The organism is Comamonas terrae, from assembly GCF_001544075.1.
Lineage (GTDB): Bacteria > Pseudomonadota > Gammaproteobacteria > Burkholderiales > Burkholderiaceae_C > Comamonas > Comamonas terrae.
In genome coordinates this window covers 63812-82395 of record NZ_BCNT01000018.1, presented here as the reverse complement: position 1 = coordinate 82395, position 18584 = coordinate 63812, and the positions used below count along the sequence as shown (strand labels likewise).

The 18584-nt window shown below is 63.4% G+C and carries 17 protein-coding genes and 1 pseudogene; 2 read left to right on the top strand and 16 right to left on the bottom strand.

Going from position 1 to position 18584, the window contains the following annotated elements; translation table 11 throughout:
- The 11 genes and pseudogenes from Cte04_RS19050 to Cte04_RS19000 all read right to left on the bottom strand — a co-directional run.
- Positions 1-1654, bottom strand: a pseudogene (locus Cte04_RS19050) (hypothetical protein); the annotation flags it as partial.
- Between the two features lie 12 nt (positions 1655-1666).
- Entirely contained in the window at positions 1667-2050 is a 384-nt protein-coding gene (locus Cte04_RS19045) for a hypothetical protein (protein WP_245633446.1), read from the bottom strand.
- Complete coding sequence (locus Cte04_RS19040; RefSeq protein ID WP_157082173.1) at positions 2050-4935, bottom strand: phage tail tape measure protein; 2886 nt, start codon at positions 4933-4935, stop codon at positions 2050-2052. Before Cte04_RS19040 ends, Cte04_RS19045 begins: the two co-directional genes overlap by 1 nt.
- A gap of 31 nt (positions 4936-4966) precedes the next feature.
- Positions 4967-5764 (bottom strand): phage tail tube protein, encoded by a 798-nt coding sequence (locus Cte04_RS19035; protein ID WP_066482613.1) that lies wholly within the window; start codon positions 5762-5764, stop codon positions 4967-4969.
- 36 nt (positions 5765-5800) lie between these two features.
- Positions 5801-6214: a hypothetical protein gene (locus Cte04_RS19030; RefSeq protein WP_066482611.1), complete on the bottom strand. Its 414-nt coding sequence runs from the start codon at positions 6212-6214 to the stop codon at positions 5801-5803.
- A gap of 5 nt (positions 6215-6219) precedes the next feature.
- On the bottom strand, positions 6220-6540 hold the full coding sequence (locus tag Cte04_RS19025) for a hypothetical protein (RefSeq protein ID WP_066482609.1): 321 nt from the start codon (positions 6538-6540) through the stop codon (positions 6220-6222).
- Positions 6541-6542: 2 nt separating this feature from the next.
- Positions 6543-7586, bottom strand: coding sequence for a major capsid protein (locus tag Cte04_RS19020; RefSeq protein WP_066482608.1), 1044 nt, complete (start codon positions 7584-7586; stop codon positions 6543-6545).
- 27 nt (positions 7587-7613) lie between these two features.
- A complete protein-coding gene (locus Cte04_RS19015; RefSeq protein WP_066482606.1) occupies positions 7614-8000 on the bottom strand; it encodes a head decoration protein in 387 nt (128 codons plus the stop codon).
- Positions 8001-8029: 29 nt separating this feature from the next.
- On the bottom strand, positions 8030-9439 hold the full coding sequence (locus Cte04_RS19010) for a S49 family peptidase (protein ID WP_245633445.1): 1410 nt from the start codon (positions 9437-9439) through the stop codon (positions 8030-8032).
- The gene (locus Cte04_RS22080; RefSeq protein ID WP_066482603.1) at positions 9436-11052 is read right to left on the bottom strand and encodes a phage portal protein; all 1617 of its coding nucleotides are present in this window, start codon (positions 11050-11052) and stop codon (positions 9436-9438) included. The genes Cte04_RS19010 and Cte04_RS22080 overlap by 4 nt, the downstream gene beginning before the upstream one ends.
- Before the next feature lie 2 nt (positions 11053-11054).
- Positions 11055-11318, bottom strand: coding sequence for a hypothetical protein (locus tag Cte04_RS19000; protein ID WP_245633444.1), 264 nt, complete (start codon positions 11316-11318; stop codon positions 11055-11057).
- Between the two features lie 131 nt (positions 11319-11449).
- Between Cte04_RS19000 and Cte04_RS18995 the strand changes: the two genes are divergently transcribed.
- Positions 11450-12388, top strand: coding sequence for a hypothetical protein (locus Cte04_RS18995; RefSeq protein WP_066482601.1), 939 nt, complete (start codon positions 11450-11452; stop codon positions 12386-12388).
- Between the two features lie 127 nt (positions 12389-12515).
- Here the strand turns inward: Cte04_RS18995 and Cte04_RS18990 are convergent, their stop codons facing one another.
- On the bottom strand, positions 12516-13301 hold the full coding sequence (locus Cte04_RS18990; protein ID WP_066482598.1) for a Rha family transcriptional regulator: 786 nt from the start codon (positions 13299-13301) through the stop codon (positions 12516-12518).
- Between the two features lie 421 nt (positions 13302-13722).
- On the opposite strand from Cte04_RS18990, the gene Cte04_RS18985 reads away from it, so the two are divergent.
- On the top strand, positions 13723-14829 hold the full coding sequence (locus Cte04_RS18985; protein WP_083526755.1) for a beta family protein: 1107 nt from the start codon (positions 13723-13725) through the stop codon (positions 14827-14829).
- Here the strand turns inward: Cte04_RS18985 and Cte04_RS18980 are convergent.
- The 4 genes from Cte04_RS18980 to Cte04_RS18965 form a co-directional block, all read right to left on the bottom strand.
- Positions 14826-15377: a sce7726 family protein gene (locus Cte04_RS18980; protein WP_157082171.1), complete on the bottom strand. Its 552-nt coding sequence runs from the start codon at positions 15375-15377 to the stop codon at positions 14826-14828. The two genes, Cte04_RS18985 and Cte04_RS18980, sit on opposite strands and share 4 nt — an antisense overlap.
- A 208-nt stretch (positions 15378-15585) precedes the next feature.
- Positions 15586-15927, bottom strand: coding sequence for a Mor transcription activator family protein (locus Cte04_RS18975; RefSeq protein WP_245633443.1), 342 nt, complete (start codon positions 15925-15927; stop codon positions 15586-15588).
- 51 nt (positions 15928-15978) lie between these two features.
- A complete protein-coding gene (locus tag Cte04_RS18970; protein WP_066482596.1) occupies positions 15979-18021 on the bottom strand; it encodes a phage terminase large subunit family protein in 2043 nt (680 codons plus the stop codon).
- Positions 18018-18566, bottom strand: a complete 549-nt coding sequence (locus Cte04_RS18965) for a hypothetical protein (RefSeq protein ID WP_245633442.1) — start codon at positions 18564-18566, stop codon at positions 18018-18020. The genes Cte04_RS18970 and Cte04_RS18965 overlap by 4 nt, the downstream gene beginning before the upstream one ends.
- Positions 18567-18584: the final 18 nt, after the last annotated feature.

Below are 18584 nucleotides of genomic sequence, written 5' to 3'. Positions count from 1 at the left end.
CGTTGGCCGGGGCGGTATCGACCGTCACGTCCAGCACGGTGCCGATGGCCGGCAGCAGCTTGGGCGCAAACAGCACCTGGGACCGGCCCACGCGCACCTCGCCCGTGGCGTCGCCCTGCAGCTGCCAGGCGCTATCGGCCGTGGCCGTGCGCTGCGTGGCGCCGTCCATCCACTTGATGTCGAAAGACCCCGGGTACAGGGCCTGGCCGGCCGGCAGCTGCAGCGCAATGGTCTGGGAGATCTGCAGATCCGTGACGGGATGCACGGTCTCCTGCGTGGGCACGCCCCACTGGATGACGATGGAGCTGCCCACATCGGGCAGCGCGCCCAGCGTGATGACGTAGGCGCCCGTGTCCGGGTTGTACGTGCCGGCGCCAAAGCTGGAGTCGGTGCCGCGCAGCGCGCCATCGCCGGCGTCGGAGAGCACATACCAGCGGCCCTGGGCGCGATAGCTGAAGGACAGCGTGCCGGGCGCGGCCACGGGCGTGATGAAGCCCACATAGGACTGGCTGCGGGTCTCGGGGGTGATGCGGATCTCGCTGGACTGCGGGATGCGCTGCATATAGGCCGCGGGGCGGTAGGCGATGGTCTTGCTGCCGCCGTAGCTGCCGGCGCTCGAGGTCACGACACCGTTGGCATAGTCCACCGTGCCGATCTGCTGCGTGCCGGACATGAGCAGGCCGCCCGCGTCCGCAAACGTGACGCCGCCCACGGTAATGCGCAGCGAGCCGGGCTTGATGCCGCCGGGCAGTACCAGGCTGGTGGCCGTGCTCCAGTCCTGCTGCGTGACAAAGCTCACATCGCCGGCCGCCGAGACCGGGAAGCCGGCCGCCGCGTAGGGGATCGTTGCGGGAATGGGCGTTTCGCTCTGCGCCGAGGGCACGAGCTGGGTGAAGATGGTCTTGGCCAGGATGGTGAAGTCGCCCAGGGCAGCGGCGCGCTGCAGCGGCGTCACGCCCACATAGCTGCCGGCGTCGGCCACCACCGTATCGCGCAGGTGGGTGCTGTTGGCAAGGCGCGTGAAGAGCCGGCTGGCGGGCGAGCCGGTGAAGTCGTAGCGCAGCGCATCCGACAGCTCCACCGTGACGATCAGGGCCTTGTAGTCCTTGTCCACGTCATACGTAAAGGTGCGCTCCACGCCGGTGACGCGGATGGCGCGCACGTACTGCTCCTGCTCGTTGGGCAAACCCTCGTTGCCCACCAGGACCAGCGTCTTGCCCACGGCCGGCAGCTCGGTGCCGGGCCGCTGGAAGATCTGCATGACACGCTGGCCCTTGATGTGGTTCTCGTACAGGTAGCCGGCCCATTCCGCGCCCTTGTTGAGGTACGCCTCCAGCCGGGACTGCGCCAGGGAGCGCGTGTCGTATATGCCGCCCGTGGTGAACAGCGTGACGGACACATTGGGGTCGGCCGGCGGCTCGGCCACGATCACGTTGCTGCCCATGTAGGTGTCCGTGTCGGCCGTTCGCACGGCCACATGGGTCTGGCGCATGTTCACACGGCCCCGGGCGCGGTCGGATTCGCTGATGTCGGGCATGAGGGCGTTGCTCTTGCCGTCCTCGATGACGACGGCCGAGGGGCCGGCGCCGCCCTCGGGCACGTCGTCCATGACGCGGCTGGCCATCAGCTGGATATCGCCTTGCTTGATAGGCATGGGTCTCTCGCTTTACACAGTGAACAGCCGCAACGTGGCGACATAGGGGTGGGTGCCGCCGGGCAGCTCGGGGCGGGAGACGGGCTGCGCCGATATCGGGTCGGTGGGCGCAAACTGCACCGTGAACTCGCGGCCGTCGGCCAGCTTCAGCAGGTACTCGCCTGCCGGGCCATCCGCCAGTGCCTGCACGGCCAGCAAGGTGGCGCGGCGAATCCAGCCCTGGTCTTCCACGGCCTGCAAAGTGATGGGACGGCCGGCCACCTTGGTAAACACGTCGATGACCTGCGCCCCAGTGATGCTGCGCTCCACGGTTTTTTCGACGGCGGACCAGTTGAACTCGTCCACCCACAACATGCCGCGCGGCAGCTCGATGCCGTTCAGAAAATGGCCGGGCATCAGTGCACGCCTCCCGCCATGGCGGCGTCGCGCTCGAGCGCCTGCAGCAGCTGCTGCACCTGATGGCTGCCTTCGGCGTCCGTGCCGATGGCGAACTGGCGCCCGCCGATGTTGATCTCGTGTCGGTGGGTGATCACTGGCTGTGCCGTGGCTTGTACAGCCGGGGCCGGGACCGGCTCCGGCGCAGGCGCTGCCGGACGGGCCGACGGAGCCGGTGCGGCCGGCACGCCCCTGGGCACGGCAGCCTGCGACCGCTGCCCGCGAGGCGCGGGAGCCTGCCGGCTGCCGTCCCGCGCACGGGCGGCCGCCTGCTGCAGGTCGATGGCCTTGGCCGCTTCCTGCACGGCAAACTGCGTGAGGTCGTACTGGTAATTGCCCAGCGCACCGCTGCTTTTGACCATGAAGGGGTTGTCCTTCGCATACTGGTCTCTCCATTGCTGCCACCAGGCCTCCAGCTCTTCGCGCGTCTGGAATTGCGGCACCAGGCTCAGCGGGCCGGTGTTCCCGTGCATGACACCCTGCGAGCCCCGGACATTGGCATTGCGCACGGCCAGAGAGCCACCGACACGAATGTCCTCCGGGGTCAGGCCGTTTTTCAGGGCCTCCAGCTCTTCCGGCGTGTAGCCGCGCTCGCGCCGGGGCTCCGCGAAATCCGGCATGCCATCGGCCCCTCCGGGTCGGCCGTCGCCATGCCGCTGGTTGAAGCGGTCGATCTCGCTGCCCGCGCCGCGCACGGCTTTGCTCACATCGTCGAACCCGGCCGCCATGGAGCTGGTGGCCTTGCGGGTGGCACGATCGGTGTTGGTCACCGCCTTGCCGGCCTCGTCCAGCTGAACGACATACCCCTTGACCGCCGCCTGGGTCTTGAGCCACTCGGGCGCGATGCCGCCGTTGGCCGCAATCACCTTGTCGGCCATGGCCTTCCAGGCTTCGGCAATGCGCAGCGGCGGCTGGGTGCCGTCTTTTTCCAGGCGCTCGAATGCGGCCCGGGACTGGTCGGCCAGGCGCTTGAGTTCGGTGTTGCCGACAAGGCCCAGATCCGCATAGGCCTGGTCGATCAATGCGGTGGCTTGCGCGGCATCCCGGGCCGAGCCCGAGAGCGAGCGCTGTATCTTGTCGATCTCCTGCAGCTTGCGGCCGGCGGCATCCAGGTTGCCACTGGCGACGAGCTGCTGGTATTCGGCCTTGAGGCGCCTGACCGATTCGGCCGCAACGCGATCGGCCTCGGCCTTGGCCGCGGTTTCCCTGGCCGCCTTGCCGGCGGCCTTGCCCGTGGCTTCGATGCCCGCGGCCACGGCCTCGATGTCGGCAACCGCAGCAGCTGCGGCAGTGCCCGCTGCGGCCACGGAGCCAGTCAGCCCGTCCCAGGCGTTGCGCGCGGTCTGCGCGCCTTCGGCCATGCCTTGCAGGGATTCGGAAGCCTTGGCTGCCAGCGCATCGGCCGATGCCGCAAAGGCGCCGGCCGTTTCCCTGGCATCCGCTGCGGCCAGACGAAAGCTCTCGCTCAAGCTGCCGAACGTCACCGAGGCCAGACCGCTGCGCAGCATGGCCACGCCTTCCATCACCTTCGAGGCGATCTGTGCGAAAGCCGCGCCCAGGCCGTAGATGGCGGTCAGCACGCCGTTGACGCCCGCCGTCATCACGCCCCAGGCCAGCTGCACCGTGTTGCCCGCATTGGTGGCGTATTGGCCGATGCGCTGCAGCGTCTCGCCCGCCTCGCTGGCGAACACCTGCAGCCGCAGGATGACGGCGTCGAAGTTGACGTTGGCCGCAAAGGCGCGGAAGAACTTCAGCCCATTGTCGAAGGCCGCGGCCAGGGTCTGGCCGAAGCGCTCCACCAGGCCTCCGTCGACCGCCTTGCGCAATGCGGCGGTCAGCTCGTCCACGCCTTTGCGCACCACGGGCAGCACCGGCTTGCCCAGCGCCTGGGTCACGGTCTCCCACATGCTGCCCAGGCCCTTGAGGGAGCCGTTGAGGTTGTCGGCCATGGTTTTTGCCGTGGCCGCGGCGCTGCCGCCGGCGTCCTGCAGCTTGCCGGTCAGCTCGTCCAGCGCACCCATGCCCTGGTTGAGCAAGGCGCGCAGCGCGGGCCCGGCCTCCAGGCCCACGGCATTGATGGCGCGCTCGCCGTCCTTGCCCTTGGCGGCCAGCTGGTGCAACGCTTCTTCGAAATCGGTGGTGACGATGCCTGCGGCGCCTAGCTCCTTGCGGAAGCCGGAGAGCGGATTGGCGAACTGGCTCAGGATGGAGTTCAGCGCCGTGCCCGCGCGGCTGGCGTCAATGCCCGCATCGGCAAACTTGCCGATGATGGCCACCGTGCTCTCCAGACTCACGCCCAGGGTGTTGGCAACCGGCGCGGCATAACTCAGTGCCTGGGCCAGCCCTTCCACGCTGGTGTTGGTGGCGTTGGCGCCCTTGGCCAGCACATCGGCCACGCGGCCGGCGTCATCGAATGCCAGGCCCATGCCCATGACGGCCTTGGTCACATACTCGCTGGCCGTGCCCAGCTCGATATCGCCGGCTTGCGCCAGATCCAGCACGGCGGGCAGCGCCTTGATGGCGTCGCCCGCGCTCAGGCCCGCCTTGGCCAGGTTCTCCAGCGCGCCGGCAGCCTGCACCGAGGTGTACCTGGTGTTGCTGCCTGCGGCCTGCGCGGCCTTGGTCAGCTCGGCCATTTCCGAGGCCGAACCTTCGGTGGCGGCCTTGACGCGGCTCATGGCCGCCTCGAAGTCCGCCGCGCTCTGCACCGCACCGGCCAGCGCCTTGATGCCGAAGTAACCCGCAATGCTGGCCCCCAGCAGTTTCACATTGCGCCCGATGCGGTCCAGCACCGCGGACGCATCGTCCTTGGCGTTGATGACGATCTGGATGGGTTTGAATGCCATGGCCACCTGTCCTGAAAGCGGTTGCTGCGGTTCAGGGAATCAGCGCCGCGCGGCCGTCCACATAGACGGCTTCGCCGTTGTCGGGCTTGAGCACTTCCACATCGAAGCCGATCTGGCTGTAGTCCGTGCCGTCCTGGATCAGGGGCAGCTCGCCCGTGGGCGACAGCGACACGTTGGGGAAGAACCAGTCGCGGTTGTCGCCGTGGGCATTGTCGGCAATCAGCTGCAGCGCGCCCTTGAGATCCGCGCCGCTGCCGGACTTGATGCGCTCCCAGCTCGTCGCGGCGGCGGTGTAGGCCACCTGCACCTCGGTGGCCGCATCAATCGCACCGCCTTCCACGATCTGCAGCAGGCCCAGATCGGCGTCCACGATGAAGTCGGCATTCACATCGAAGGTGGTGGTACCGTCCTTGCTCTTGAGCTCCACGGCGCCGATCTTTCGGGCGCCCGTGGGAGCCGCGGCCGTCACGCCCAGCTGGTAGATGCAGCCCGGCTCCACCGTGAGTTTTTCATCGGTCACCGTGGCGGTGGCCTGCGTGTGCGTCTCGGCCGTGCCGGACAGGAACAGGCGCAGGTTGTTGCCGCTGATGTTGTCGGTGGTCAGCGATGCCTTGCGCGTGACTTCGATCAGGATCTCTTCGTCCTTCTCGCGCAAGCCGCCCTGGGAGCTGTAGTGCGGCGCTTTCTCACCCTCCACGCTCAGCGAGAACGAGGGGCAGTTGCCGAACTGACGACCGCCCAGGCGCTTGCCTGTGGCGTCGAACGGGTAAAAGACAAGGCGTCCACGCGGAATCTGGTATTCCTTCTTGACGCGGGGCAAGGCAGCCATGGTGCTCTCCTCGGATAGTGGGGTTGGGTGCTGGCCTCAGGCGTCCAGCGATTCGAAAACGGACACGGTGGTGAACTCCACCGCGTAGCCGACCAGGCCGGCGTCCACGAACTCGGCCTCGCGCACGCCGGCGGCGCGCAGCTCGGACCAGGCACGCCCGCCGGGCACCGCAGGCCGCCAGCCATGCAGGCAGCCCACCACTTCTTCCATGGCGGCATCCAGCTCGGCGGCGGCCGTGTCGCTGCGCCGATTCACCAGCACGCAGGACCAGCGCGGCTCCAGCTGGGCGGCCTCGCGCGAAACATCGCCCAGGCCCGCGCCGGACATGCGCACCTCGACGGCCGGGACCTGCGCGCGGTCGCACAGCTGCGACGCGCCGCGCACTTGCCAGGAGGCCAGTGCGCTGCGCCCGGCCAGACGCGACTTGATGATTTGTTCCAGCAGCAGCATGGCGGTCAGTTCAGAAAGACGATGGGAAACACGGCCCAGCCGCTGTCGTCCTGGACCACGGGGCCGCTGACCTGGCAGGGCTGGCCGCCCACCACCAGACCGGTGCTGCCCTCGGCGATGCCGGGGGCCTGCGCGGCGGGCATGGCGACGGTGTGGCGCTCGGCGGTGGCCGCATCGGCCAGAAAGCCTTCCAGCGGCGTGCGGTTGAACACCACGCCAAAGGGCTTGCCGCCCTGCCAGCTGGCCGTGGCGTTGGCCAGCAGCTGGCTCACGCCCTGGTTGATGAGCGCATCCACCTGCGCAAAAGGTGCAGTACTTGCCAGCATGCTCAGGCCTTGCGCCTGGCACGCTGCAGCATGCCGGGGCGGGTGCACATGAACAGCGGGTAGCTGCGCACCTCGGGGCGCACCCATTCCTGGCGGTCCTTGTCCGTCACCACCATGGCGTACACATCCTGGCCGGGCGTGTTGACGAACGGGAAGGACTCGGCCGGCGAGAAGCCGACGCGAAACGCATCCGGCGCACCCACGGGGAAGAACTGGCACTTGTCCGGGTGCACGGCCACGGTGCTGTTGTCGTCCGTGCCCCGGTAGTTGATGAACAGAATGTTGCCGTAGCGGAACGAGCCGAAGACCTGCCCCACATCGTTGCGCAGGTCGCGCGCCTCCTGCTGGTTGAGGTAGGTGCTGCGTGTTTCGGCGTTGCCGGTGAGGTCGTCGAAGAAGTTGTCGCCGCACAGGCCCACGGCATAGGTCTGGCCGGGCAGCCAGGCGCCATGGCTGGCGCGCATCATGGCGCGGATGACGGCGTTGCACTGTTTGCGGATCTCGCCGCCTTCGGCCGTGGCGTTGCCCAGGTCGAAGTTGATCTCGGCAGGCTGATCGATGCCGAACTCTTCATACCAGTTCACCAGGACGGAGCCGTCGGCATCCAGCACCTTGCCCTGCACCGCGCCCAGGCGCATGTGCTCGTGCGTCAGCTCCACGGCGGCGCGCAGGCCGGTCTTGCCGTTCATGATGTCGGCCAGCTCGTTTTGCACGGCCTGCAGCTCGCTGACGGAGCCGAAGGCGCGAATGTTCTGCACCGACGATGCATACAGCGTCTTGCCGCGCGCAATGCGCAGGGTGTCGAAGTGGCGCATGCGGCGGCCTTCGCCCTTGCCTTCTTCAATGGGCGCGCCGCGCGGGCTGGTCTTGATGAGGGACAGCACGCCGCCCTTTTCCTCGATCGCCACGGTGGTGGTGCGCGAGCGCTCGGTGGTGAAAATGCCCAGTTGCCCCAGCAGCTGCGGCGCATAGGGCGCGGCCTGGATGGCAGTGGACATCGAGGTCATGCTGAATGCCTCGTGCGCAAAGATATTGAGATCGGCCATATCGGTAGTCCTTTTTCTCGCGCGGCTTCAGCGCGCAACAATGCCCATGGCGGCCAGCTGGGCCAGGGCGGCGGTTTTCTGGGGTTCGGTCGTGCCTGCGGGCCAGGCCAGCGCATGGGCGGCCACTTCGGCGTCGCGGGCGGTAATCACGCCGGGCTTTTCAGCGGTGGTGGTGTCCACGGCAGCAAACAGCACGGCCACGGCGGTTTGACTGCCGTCGGGCGTGCCGCCTTCGCCGCTGCCATTGGCGGGGTCTACGGCTACGTATTTGCCGGTGGCGGTCACCTTGCCCAGCACAGCGCCAGGCAGCAGGTTTTGCCCCTGCGCGATAGTGACCACTTCGCGCGAGCGGGTGCCGTTGGCCTCGCTGACCAGATAGCAGGCCGTGCCGGGGCCGAGTTCTTGCACTTGCATGGTGTGTGCTCCTATGGGTGGGGGTTGCGTTACGGTGCGGTGCCAAAGGCCTTGCCCCAACCGGCTGCAGCCTGGGTGGCCGCCTGCGCGGAGCCGCCGGGGCCGGCCGCCTCGGCGCCCGAAACATTGGGGTTGCCCAGCGCGGCCATGGCCTGGGCAAACTGGTTGGTGGCAACGGCGGAGGCTGCAGGCGCTGCAGCGGCGGCTGCCGGTGCGGCATCGAGCACGCCGCGGGCCTGCTCGGCCGTCAGGCCGCCCGAGATGCAGCTTTGCGCCAGGGCCGGATTGGCTGCTGCATTGGCATGGCCCAGGATGGCAGTGACGCGGGCACGCTCGGCCTGGGCGCCTTCGGCGCGCGCGGCTTCCACGGACGCCTGCGCAGGCGCGGCAGCTACGGCAGGTGCCGTTGCGGACGGCGCGGTGGATGGCGCGGCCGGGGTTGCAGAAGCTGCGGGCTGGTTGTCCGCTTCGGTTGCGGTGCTGCTCATGAGTACTCCTTTCGGGACAGCGTTGCCGTGGGCTCTCTGCCCAGCAGCGGGATGGATCCGCGCACGGCGCGCGGACAGTTCGGTAATCACGGCATCGGCGGTGCCGATGCGGTCGGCCAGGCGTGCAGCCACGCCGGCCACGCCCCGGTACACGGCGGCGCGCGTGTCGCGCACGGCCTGCTCCTCCATGCCGCGGTGTTTGGCCACCGCCTGCACAAACATCTGATACAGGCCCTCGATGTCGGCCTGCAGGTGCTCGCGCACCGATGGAGGCAGGGGCTGGTAGGGGTTGCCGTCCACCTTGTGCTCGCCGGCAAAGATGTGGCTGACGTTGATGCCCTCGTTGGCCAGGGCGCGGCTGTAGTCCACATGGCGCATCACCACGCCGATGGAGCCCACGTAGGACGTGGTGGTCAGCACCACCTCGTCTGCCGCGCTGGCAGCCAGGTAGGCAGCGCTGGCCGCCATGCCGTCGGCCACGGCCACAACGGGCTTGCGCCCGCGTGCGGCATAGATGCGGTCTGCCAGCTCGAAGGCGCCCGACACCTCGCCGCCCGGACTGTCCAGCACCAGGGCAATGGCATGCACCTCGGGCTGGGCCAGGGCGTCTTCCATGTCGGCGGCCAGGTCGTTGTAGCCAATCAGCAGGCTGCTGTCGGCCTCCAGCCGGGTGCGGTGCACCAGGCCGCCCATGGCGCTGATGACGGCCACGCCCTCGTTCACGCGGTAGCCGCGCTCGGTGCGCTCGCCCTTGCGGGTGGTGAACATCTCGGCGGGCAGCGCCGCGCGCGGCGACACCTGGGCGGCGTCGATCTGCAGGCACTCCATGCCCAGCAGGCGCTGGCCCAGGCCGGCGATGATGGCGTCCAGCTTTTGCGGGTGCAGCAGCAACGGGGTGTTGAACAGGCGGTCGGCCAGATGCGGATAGGGTCTGCTCATCTGGCGGTTCATGGCGCGTCCTTTCGGGCGGGTGCGCCCTCTTCCTTGTCGCTGCCGTTGTCTGCGGTACTGGCGATCCAGGTGGTGGCTGCAGGCGCGGCAATGCCCAGCTCGGCACGGCGCTGCGCCTCCAGCTGCTGCTGATGCAGCACCTCTTCCCAGTCCAGACCCTGCTCTGCGCATTCCTGCTCCAGGGTGGAGACACCGATCTCCAGCCGCAGCTTGGCGGCCTGCACTTCCTTGACCGGGTCCACCCAGCCCTTGCCGCCGAACACAAAGCGGCAGCGGGTATAGGCATAGCGGTTGGCGTAAAAACCGGGCGCGTCGATCACGCCCGCGTTCACCGCCTCTTCCAGCCACAGCTCGTAAATGGGCTTGAGCCAGGTGGTGGTCAGCCAGCGGCGGCGGCCGTGAAAATAGCGCCATGCCTCCAGCAGCGCGGCGCGGGCGCTGCTGTAGTTCACGCGGCTGAAGTCTTTGGCAAACAGCTCGTACGGCAGGTTCATGCCTGCGGCAATGCGCCGCTCCACCGCCAGCATGAAAGCCTCGAACGCCACATTGGGCCGGCCCGGCGCAAACGACTGCAGCCGCGCGCCCACGGGCAGCGGAATCACCGCCCCGGCCTGCAGCCTGCCAATGCTGCGAGACTGCATGACGGACTCCTTCCACACATCGCGTGCCTGATCGCCGAACAGGGCCGAGGCGGCCTCCTGGCTCAGATCCGACTCCAGAAACGCCGCCACCAGCGAGTTGGCCAGGCTGGCCTGCAACTCGTTCTGGGCGTACTTGCCCGCCATGTGGAACTCGCGCATCACGGCGCTGACGATGGGCTTGCCCCGGCTCTGGCCCGTGCGCTCCTTGGCATGCAGGTGCACCACGCGGCGGCGGCCCCAGGGGGTAAAGGCGGGCACGCGCTCCCAGCGGTTCAGGTCCTGCGCCTCGTCGCCGCGCAGGTACAGCGCATCGCCAGGGTGCGCAGCGCGAAAGTGGTAAGCCACGGGCGCACCCTCGCCGTCCAGCTCCACACCACGGCGAATGCGGGCCATGCCCTCCAGGTACGGCGGCGTCTCCAGCCGGTCGGCCTCGATCACGCTCAGGCGCGTGGCCCAGGGGCTGTCGGGCCGGGGCAGCCATTTGGGAATGGCCACGGCATCGCCGTTCACCATCTCGCCGCCCAGGGCCAGCACCGTCAGGCCCAGCAAATCCAGCGTGCGGGCCGCGTCGCAATCGGTCGTGTCGGCCCAGCTGCGAAAGTGCGCCTCTACCTTGTTGCCCCACTCGCGGGCCTGCTCAGGCGTCCAGCCCAGCAGCCGGTAGTCGGGCACCGCCGACAGACGCAGCACCGCGCCCACCACGTTGTCGCGGTGGGTCTGCAGGCCGCCGGCCATCAGCCCGTCATTGCGGGCCAGGTCGCGGGCGCGGCTGGTCAGCGTGCCCAGCTCGGGCAGCAGGTCGGCATCGGCGCTGCCCGCCATGGGCTGCCAGTCGCTCAGGGCCAGGTCGGTATGCGATGCACCCTGGTAGGCCGACATGGCCGCCCCGCCCTTCAATGGCGCTGCGCCCAGCGACGCCGCAAACGACGTGCGGCTGCGGCTTTGGCGGCCTGGTTGGTTCTTGCGGCCCATGCTCACACCAGGTAGATGGGCTTGCGCACGGCCTGGCCGTTGCGCTGGGCCAGTTCGGCGTTGATGTCGTCAATGGCGCGGCGCAGCTGCGTCGTGTCGGCATTGAACTGCACGGAGCGCGCGCCCACGCCGTCGGTGCTGTGGCTGGCCTGCGTGGGGCCGGTCAGGCGCGCATCGATGGCGGCCAGGTAACTGTCTCGCCGGGCGGTGAGCTGTTCGGTGGTGAGGTGGCTGTAGAGACCCATGCGCCGATGGTCGGCGGGCAAGGCGGAACAATCCATGTGAAAGTTTCACAAAATTACTTCCGCCCTGTTGCGGGCTTATGCAGCAATGACATTAACAATCAAATTGATAGCAAAGTTAAGATACTCGAACACAAAAGCATCGAGAGGGGAAGATGGACGAGTACTACAAGCTAGCAGCCACTTACTTCAAGGAGTTTGAGCACAGATCAACCTTTCCTGGGCTGAAGACTTCGCACTGGTATCTTTGCCTGCTGTCCTTTAGCTGTTTTGTTTACTTTGCCTATCAAACCTTTATTGGTGAGCTACCGCCTAGCGAAAAGCCATATTGGCTGCTCTTTATTTCAGAAATTCTCTTTCTCGGCACTTGTTGGCATATAGGCATCTATCGCTTTAAACACACTGTCAGGACTACTTCTGAGGAAAGTGATCTCAAACCGATAGAGCGCCTCAACATCGCAAAACGCATAAGGCTTGAGCAGCTTTTCAATAGGCCATCTTGGCAATTTGCGGAAGTGGTTGAAGAGATCGCCAAGCTACGCAAGCTGGAAGCAACTTATCGCTCTGTCATAGACCAGAGCTTGGTGGAGTGGTTGGAAAGAGTTTTCAACCCCAAAGCACTTGCAGTGCTGCTGACCTTGGTGGCATCTGCGCTGACTTGGTTCATCAACTGGATCAGCAAAAGTGACAGCTTTAGCCTCACAGGGCTACTCAACGATCCCAGCAAACTTCAATTGCTCACCGCTATATCCATGCTAATCGCGGTGACAGTGTTCGCTATCGTTGCCACATACGTTGGCCTGTGGCAACTCTTCAGCATCATGCCGTTGATCATTTCCGCCGTGATTCCTGTACTTCGGAGTGACTACGTCATCCTCAACTACCTGATCCGCGACCTGATTCGATGCCAAACCATGGCCCCGCAGACTCCACTTATGCAAGAGCCAACGCCCCAAGCCCCCACACAGCACACTGCGCAACAAACTGGATCCCCTATCGATGGGAAAGCCTTCAGCGGCCTCGTGTACGCAGCACTGGCCATTCACACGGCATACACGGCTTGGCAGGCCAGCAAACATAGGCCACCGAAATAGACCTGCGCGCCAAGGAAAAAAGCCCCTGCCAGCCAACGCCAGCAGGGGCTTTTCATTGCATCAAAGAGTTCAAGCCAAATCGACCTCTAGCGCTTATCCATCAAGCGCTAGCAGCTATCAAAACCGATTACTTGAAGGTCATCATCAGCGTGCCAGGTGGCAGGCTGGGCGCGGGTTGTGCGGTTGGAAGGCTGGGCTTGGCTGCCCGCTTTTCGCGGTGCTGGGCCCGTTGGGTGAGGCGCTGGGTACAGGCCGTGGCCAGGGTGGCGAGCTGGGCGTCTGTGGCCGACAGGATCTCGCCGCTGGCAATGCGCTCGGGCAGCGCGTTGAAGGAGACGATCATCTGGTCGTCGCCAATGGGCTGGGCATGGGGCACGCTGGGCTGGCCTTCCCGGTCGTAGCCCAGGTTGAGCAGGTAGCGGGCGTGGCGCCAGTCGGTGTTGTCTGCGGCCATCACGGCGTCGAACACGGCCTGCGTGACCTGCGCTGCCGCCTGGGTCGCCAGACGCTGGGCAAGCTGAATGCGCTGCGGGTCTTGCGCGGGCTTTTGCAGCTCGGCCTCCATGCGGTTGAAGGCAGCAAGGTAGGCAACTTTCCACGCTGCAGCTTCCTTGCCGATGAACCCCATCACCAAGAACACAAAGCCATCGCGTGTGATGCGATAAGCGGGGTCTTTACGGGTACGACCCATGCCAAGGTCGGTGCTGATTTGTATCGGCACAAAGTTGCGCTGATAGAAATCAGCCTCCACCACACCACTCAAATTTCGGATGGCTCGCAGTACAGCCTTGTGCTGCTTTCCGAAGTGCGCAGCGATTTGGTTGCTGGTGGTGGTGACGATGCCGTCGTGAATCGAAAGCTCGGGGCGAGCAGATGCGGCAGTTACGGACGAACCAATGGTGATGTCAGCCATGACGGGCTCCTGTGCGACAAGTGTTTGAACCCATCGCCTCAGCCGCCAAGCAAAGGTGATGGACCGTGCAGGGTTGGCGGACCGGACACAGGACCGGCACACCCTCGCGGGTGTCCCCACACGGCCCACCGTAAAGCGGAGCCATGCGCGCGCAGGCATGCTCATAAAAGCAAAAAGCCGCAGACCATGAAGGATGGCGCGGCTGCTGCGCCTGTGTAGTTCCGGGCCGCCAAGCCCAGATCACGCTTACGGGCGTGATGCACGAATTCTACTTCAAAACAAACTACAGCTGCAATTCGTCTATGCATCCGAAAATCCTTGTCAAGGGAATTTCGCACCTAATCGCTGGGTAATGGAAATAAAATAACAAAAAGATACAAAATGTAATTAACCAATTTTGGTTAATTTACAAGAGGATCCAATGGAGTACGCAGCAGCACTGAAGGTTGGTCAGAATGATATTAAAGCTCTTGTTAATTTAGAAAATTCCAGAAGGGATAGATTCGCCCCTATTTTGATGATGCGTGGCAATGACAGAAGGTACATCGACAATTTTCTTCAAACGTGGGGACCAACCAGCTTTTATTTAGATACATCCAGATATAAAATTGACAAAGATGATTCGTTCTTGCTATCAAGCCAAGTCAACGATCCATCTAGTTCTTATAAAAACAAATTCGATTTTTATCAAAGCTGTAAAGCGATAAATAATTCATTGATACCTACCGTGGGTTGGAGCAAAACGGACCCAACAAGAGAAATAGTGCAATTTGCTTTAAATCTCGAGAAATCTTATGAGTGCATAGCAATACGATTTGATGCTGCAAATGATGGTGATCACGACATCAATATCGTCAGGAATATATTAAATTCAGTACAGAATCCTAAGAAATTTGACGTTATTATTGACTATGGAAAACAAATAAACTTAACGGTCGCACCATCAAATGCATCAGCGATTGTAAATGAACTAATAAAAATTTATGGTGTGCGAAAAGCAATCCTACTTAGCACATCCTTCCCAGAAGATAAACCGGCATCAGGAACGACCAGGTCCAAGCCTTGCAACGACCTAATCTGGCAGCTCCCATTTATCAAAGCAGAGAGAAAAGATAATCAGGATAGCCTTATTTACGGAGATTACGCAGCCACAAATCCGGACTCCGCTGTAGACTACATTCCTGGTATGCCAGTTATTCCTTTTGCAAACTATTTAGAGACTTATGATTGGTGGCAAGGTCGCAAAGGAAAAGACAAAGAATTTCCAAAATATGTTGAACTAGCCAACGACATTATCAATCTCCCCGGTTATCACGGAGACAATTTCTGCTGGGCGACTAAGGAAATATCTAGAATAGCAAAACTACCCGCAATACAAGGTGAAAAATATGGAAGTAACGGTAGCTGGAATGGTTACAAAGTAAACCAGCACATTTGCGCAATTCTTGATAACTTTAGCAAAATAAAAGCCGCCCCGGCAGGCACACAAGGCGGCGGTCAAGTAGACGATGATGAAGACGAATTTTAAGGAGCAGAATATCTTTCCTTAATCGCCTTAATCACATTACTTTTTAGTTCTTCAATAGGCACCGTTTCAGCGACTCGGTGCCTAACTTCTTTTATCAACTCTTTTCTTGATATTTTTATATCATTATTTTCACAAATAACATCCAACTCTTTTCGCCAAAGAAGGCCTGTTAAATCATACGAATTTATTTTATTATTTTGTGCCGCAGGCCTTAAAACAGCCATGGAATTATATTCATCAACGATTATTATTCCTACAGATTTAACCGACTCTTCCAGTGCACGCACGGCATGTTTTCGATGGCAACATAGCCAGACCTCGTCAAAAATTCGTAGATATGCGTCCATTTGATGAGACCAACGACTTAATGAATCAGCCTCAGATTTAACCTCGAAACCAGTTAATTTACCATTAGCATGCACTAAGTCAGCACGGCAAGTTTTATCAACAATACACATTTCATCAACAAAAACATCCGAGGGCGCATGTTGTTTTGCGCTAACTACCCAGGATTTGAGCTGTTGACGAATTTCTTCAGGACTTTGCATAACCTGCCAATTATAAGTTGGGCAACCTTCGGGTTGCTATCTGAAGACCGTATTTTTTGAAGACCACCTGTCTTCATTGGCGCTTGAAAGAACTGTTTGCACTTGCCGTAAGCTAACCCCAAAACTGGGTGCTAGCTGTCGGGCATTTCTCCCATCAAAGCCTACGCGTATCTCTTTTGCCACACCAGAGCAACCTTCGCGCCCTCGATCATCTAGCACCGTTACGTGATACCCCCTCCAAAATTTGCCTCACCCAACGCACACTGAGCCCGTACCTGGTTGCAAGCTCTCGCGCATTGCAGCCATCAAAACTGGCTCGTATCTCTTCTGCCACTCGTTCCCGGTCCAGAAACCGCTCTGTCGGCACATACACCTGCACCCCACCCAGCCGCTGCACATAGCGACGCACCAGTTCTTCCGTCAAATCCTCCACCCGCTCCACGCCATGGCATAGCGCGGCGGCGGCCAGTTCTTCGCGCAGCACGGCAATGGGGTCCAGCTTGTTGTGGCTGGATACCGAAGGGGTGGTGGTTGCGTCTTTGTTGTTCATTGTTTTGATAGCTGGTTGCGCTTGTGGTGCCTGCGTTTGCATTGGTTTTTATCAATAAAGGCTGATGGGGCTGAAAAGCTCTTCGTCCGCCAGCTGGCGCGACGGGCTGGACCGCGCTGGCGCGCGTGGCGGCGCGGGTTCTTCGCCCTGCGGCGGCTGCTGGGCGGCCTGGGCCTGGGCGGTGTTGAAGAGGTCTTGCGGGGGCTGTACGGTTTGCTCCAGCTGCAGCCAGCGGGCCTCTGGCCATTTGTGGATACCAAGGCACATGGCGGCGTGCAGAGAATAATTTCGACAATCGAGGCATTCATTCCGAGGCCTGCGCTTGACCCAGCGATACACGTCCTTGCCGTTGACCTTGACCAGCACGCGCTGCTCTGCGGTGAGCTGTTCGTACCATTCGCGCGGCAGTTCCTTGCTGGTGTGTACGTAGCCGGGGCCGGGTTTGTCGATGGCGAGCTGGCCCAGCAGCAGGTCTTTGGCGCTGTCCACGCCTACCAGCCAGAGCTTGATGCCGTGCGATATCTTGCGGCCGCGGTAGTTGACTTCTTGCAGGCTGCTGGGGCCGACGATGTTGCGGTTGTCGTTGTTGTCGCCCTTGATGGCGCGCAGGCCGGCAAGCTGCCCTTGCGCGCTGCGCACCCAGTTGTAGACGGCCTGGGTCTGGTCGGACGAGTCGATGCTGATGGCACTGAGGCCCAGACTGCCGCCGTGCCAGGCCTGCACGTAGCGCTGCTGCAGGTATTGGGTGACGGGCTCCCAGTCGGCCTCGCTGGCCGGGTTGCCCTGGATGACCTGGTGGGCAATGGCCCAGCTTTCCAGCCCACGGCCCCAGGCCCAGATGGCGATCTCCCAGCGGTCGCGCTGCACGTCGACCCCGGCGGTAAGCAGCAGCGCGCCGGCGGGCACGCGGCCCAGGGGGTAGTCTTCGGCCCGGGCCTGCAGGGCGTGTTCGTCGCTGCTGTCGCCCTTGAGCTCCCAGGTTTCGCCCAGGGTTTCGTTGGTGAAGCCGGTCATGGGCGCCACGTCGCCGGCCTGCAGTGCGCGATGCGCCTTTTCAAATTCATCGACGATGCTGACCCAGGTGCGCTGGGGGCTGTAGGCGGCCCAGACATGCACGCCCAGGGTGCGCGGCGGGCGGCAGGGCTGGCCTGCAGCATCGCGCCAGATGCGGTCTGCGCCGTAGCGGCGGCCGGTCTTTTTGCAGACCCAGGTGCCGGTGAGCGGCCAGCCGCCGGGCAGGTAGTCGGCCTGGGTGATGCTCTCCAGGCAATGCGGGCAGACGTGGCGCACGCTGGCGGGCTGGCCTTTGACCCATTTGAAGCCGTAGGGCAGCTCTTTGCTGCCCCAGACGAGCGGGTGCTCCGCGCCGCAGCGCGGGCATTCGATGTGGTACTGGACGTAGGCGTCGGATTCTTCGCAGGCGCGCTCCACATGGCACATGCCTTTGACGCGGGGCGTGCTGCCGCCGACAAACTTCGGGTATGGCGCGCCCTCCAGTCGGCCTTTGGCCAGGCTACCGGGGTCGCCGGATTTCTCGATGCTCTGGTCGAAGGCGCTCCATTCGTCGAGGATGGAGACGGCCACGGTGATGCGGCGGTAGGCCCGCGCGGCCTTGCCGCCCAGCAGGTGCAGCACGCTGTCGCGAAAGGGCTTGTATTTGATGGTGTCCTCCACCCCCTTGCCCTGGCGGCGCGCAGCCTGCACGGCGGCCACGCCGTCGAGCACTGGCTCGATCTCGCTCTTGACGTAGCTGTCGCGGTCGTCGTCGGTAGGCTGCCACAGCGCCTGTTTGCGGCGGCGGTGGGCGATGTTGTAGGCGACGAAGGCGGTGATCATCTTGGTATAGCCCACGCGCTTGCTCTTTTTGACGGCCAGCTCTTCGATGCGGTCGTCGCTCATGAAGTCGAGAATGCCGAGCTGGAAGGGCCAGCCGACCCAGCCGCCCTTCTGGTGGCTGGATTCGCCCGCCAGCAGAAAGTGCTCTGCCGCCCATTCGCTGAGGGTTTGCGGCGCATCGGCCCGCAGGCTGGACAGGCCCAGCGCATTGGCGGCCTGGATGGCGGCCAAGGCCTCGGGGCTGAGGGGTGCACTCATGCGGCGTCGCCCTCCTCTGCGCTGCCTGCTCTGATATCCAATGCGGCGGTCTCGTCTGCATCGAGCTGCGCCATGGCTTCGACCTCTTTGTTGACCAGCTGGGAGGTGGAGCGGATCCATTCGTTGCGCGCGTCGGCCATGATGCGCAGCACGATCAGCAGCACCTCTTGCGGCAGGTCCGGGCAGGCCTTGCGCACCTGGCCCTCAAACTGGTCCATGCGATCGACGATGGCCGAGCTGGCCAGCCCGAGCACGTCGGCCAGGATGCCGATGGGCGCGTACTCGCCACGGGCGACGGCGTTCTTCAGCTCCTGCGCCTCGCGCTGGGCCTTGGCCAGGCCGGCGCGTTCTTGCACCAGGTCGAGGCCCAGGGTCTCGCCGATCCGGCCCGCGGCCTGGTCGCGCAGGTGCTCGCAGTAGCCCACCAGCCAGGCGTGGACGTTTTCACCACGGGTCAACACGCCCTCGCTCACGCGCTTGCTGATGCTGGCTTCGCTGACACCCACCATCTGCGCAAACTCTGCTTGCGAAACGATAGCATTCAAATAAGGCAGAACCTTCAC